2 protein-coding genes are annotated in these 2622 nt (G+C 73.9%); both read left to right on the top strand.

Features of this window, described 5'->3' with window-relative positions; all coding sequences use genetic code 11:
* On the top strand, positions 1 to 1964 hold a 1964-nt coding region (locus AB0M20_RS37170; RefSeq protein ID WP_364305449.1), incomplete at its 5' end, for a LuxR C-terminal-related transcriptional regulator.
* Positions 1965 to 2007: 43 nt separating this feature from the next.
* Positions 2008 to 2520, top strand: coding sequence for a YceI family protein (locus AB0M20_RS37175; protein WP_364305450.1), 513 nt, complete (start codon positions 2008 to 2010; stop codon positions 2518 to 2520).
* Positions 2521 to 2622: the final 102 nt, after the last annotated feature.

The raw sequence follows: 2622 nt of genomic DNA on the forward strand, positions 1-2622 counted from the left end.
CGCTGTCACCGGCGGCGCGGGACCTGCTCGGCGGTGCGGCGGCGTGCGGCGCCGAGGTGGACACCGCCGTTCTCCGTCGCGCCGCGCCGGATCCGGACGCGGTGGACCGGCTGCTGGCCGAGGCGCTCGAGGCCGGCGTGCTGACCGAGGACCCGTGGCACCCCTCGACGCTGCGGTTCGGGCACGAGCTGGTGCGCCGGGCGCGCTACGACGAGCTGACCCGCACCGAGCGCATCGGCTGGCACGCCCGGCTGGCCACCGCGCTGGCCGCCACGAGCGCCACGCCCGCGGAGGTGGCCCGGCATCGGGTGCGCGCGTCGGTGGACGACGAGTCCCGGCTCGCCGCCCGTGCGTCCTGTGTGGATGCCGCCCGGGTGGCCGAGCTCGGTCTGGCCTACGGCGAGGCGGTGTACTGGTACGACCGCGCGATCAAACTCGCGCCCGGCGATCCGGAGCTGCGGCTGCGGCGGGCCGAGGCCGCCTATCACGACGGCCGGCTCGACCTCGCCATCGGGGACGCCGCCGCCGCGATGGACCACGCGGAGTCCACACAGGATGCCTCGCTGGCGGCGGCCGCCGCGCTGGTGGTGCGGGGCTTCTCCGGCCCGCTGGCGCCCGCCCTGATCTCGTTGTGCGAGCGGGCCCTCGCGCTGCTCGGCGACTCCGACGACGCGGCCGAGGTGCTGGCGCAGTACGCGTTCCTGCTGACCGAGGAGACCGATCGGGCCGCCGGCGAGGAGGCGAGCGCGCGGGCGATGGCGATGGCCGAACGGTCCGGGCGGCCGGAGGCGATCGTGGCGGCGGTGCACGCCCGGCACGAGATCCTCGAACCGCTGAGCCATCTGGACGAGATCCGCGAGCTGGCTGATCGCAGCATCGCCATGGCGGCGCTGAGCGGGCGGCCGGACGCCGAGCTGTGGGGTCGCGAGTGGCGGATCGACATGCTGCTGATGCAGGGTGACATGCCCGCCTTCAACGTCGAGCTGCAGCGGCTGACCGTGCTGGCGGACCGTCTCGGGTGGCCGGTGGCGCGCTGGCATCTGTTGCGGGGCCGGGCCGTCCGCGAGCTTCTCGGCGGCCGGGTCGCCGCGGCTGCCGAGCTGGGGCTGCAGGCGCGCGAGGTGGGAGTGCGGGCGCAGGACGAGACCGCGTTCTGGCTCTACCTGGCGTCGGCCACCGGGGTCGCGGCGTTCACCGGCGACTTCGGACACTGGGACGAGGACGTCGTCGAGTTCTCCCGGACGTTCGCCGGCGTGCCGATCGCCGATGCCCAGGCGTGCCACGTCGCTCTGCTGATGGGCGACAAGGAGTTCGCGGCCGAGACCTGGCCGCGGCTGCGGGCGGCGCTGCCGGCGGTGCCGCGGGACCGGCGGTGGTGCTACATCATGCTGGTCGGCGGCGAGGTCGCCGCCTGGATGGGTGAGCCGGAGATCGCGCGGCGGAACTACGAGCAGATGCTGCCGTACGCGCACCGCTACCTGAACTCGACGGTCAGCAGCTACGGCGCGATCGCGCGGTCGCTGGGGGTGATCGCCTCGGCGCTCGACTCCCACGACGACGCGGTGCGCCTGCTCGACCAGGCGGTGCGGATGGAGGAGAGCATCGGCGCGCCCGGGTGCGCGGCGCAGGCACAGCTGGACCACGCCCGGGCCCTGGTGCGCCGCGGTGGACCCGGTGATCGGCGGGCGGCCGAGCGGCTGGTCACCACGGCGACCGCCACCGCTCGCCGGCTCGGCCTGCACCGCCTGCTCACCATCGCCCGGGAGCTCGGCGACGACGGGCTCACCGCCCGGGAACGCGAGATCGCCGGCCTGGTCGCCGACGGCTTGTCCAACCGCGAGATCGCGGCCAAGCTGGTGCTCTCCGAGCGGACCGTCGAGACACACGTCCGCAACGTCCTGGCCAAGCTCGAGGTGCGCAACCGCACCCAGCTGGTGGCGCGGTTGCGTGGTGGAACTACGTAGTCGTACTGAGGCCGGTCACGCCCGTGCGGCCGAGGCTGGACGCATGACGAACACACTGATCGAGATCCTGCCCGGCACGTACACCATCGACCCGGCGCGCTCCGGCGCGAGCTTCGCCGCCTACCACACCATCGGCAAGAAGCCGGTCCGCGGCGAGGTCCCGGTCCGCTCGGGCACGGTCACCGTGGCCGACGAGCCGCGCCGCTCCACGGTCTCCGCCGAGCTCGACGTCACCGGCTGGCGCACCGACAACCCGCGCCGCGACAAGGACGTGCGCGGCAAACGGTTCCTGGACGCCGACCGGCATCCGGTGATCGGCTTCCGCAGCACCCGGGTGACCGGCAGCGCGCAGGGCTGGCAGGTGGTCGGCGTGCTGAGCGTGCGCGGCGGCTCCACCGAGGTGTCGCTGGCGATCACCGGCATGGAGCCGACGGTCGACGGCTGCCGGATCACGGCGACCACCCGGGTCGACCGGGTCGCGGCCGGCGTCACCACGGGCCGGGCCCTGATCGCCCGCCACGTGGACGTGGAGCTCACCGTCACCCTGGTCAGCTGAAACCACAAAGTGGTTGCCCACACACGCATTCCGGGGTCGGATGGGTGCGTGGGCTACCACTTTTCGCTTGCCGACCGGATTACCCGGGTGGTCCGTGGTTCA

The sequence above is a fragment of the Actinoplanes sp. NPDC051633 genome, from assembly GCF_040681735.1.
In the GTDB taxonomy this organism is placed as follows: domain Bacteria; phylum Actinomycetota; class Actinomycetes; order Mycobacteriales; family Micromonosporaceae; genus Actinoplanes.

Coding starts and splice junctions, on each gene's coding strand:
- AB0M20_RS37175 (WP_364305450.1), top strand. CDS start 2,008: ATGACGAACACACTGATCGAGATCCTGCCCGGCACGTACACCATCGAC.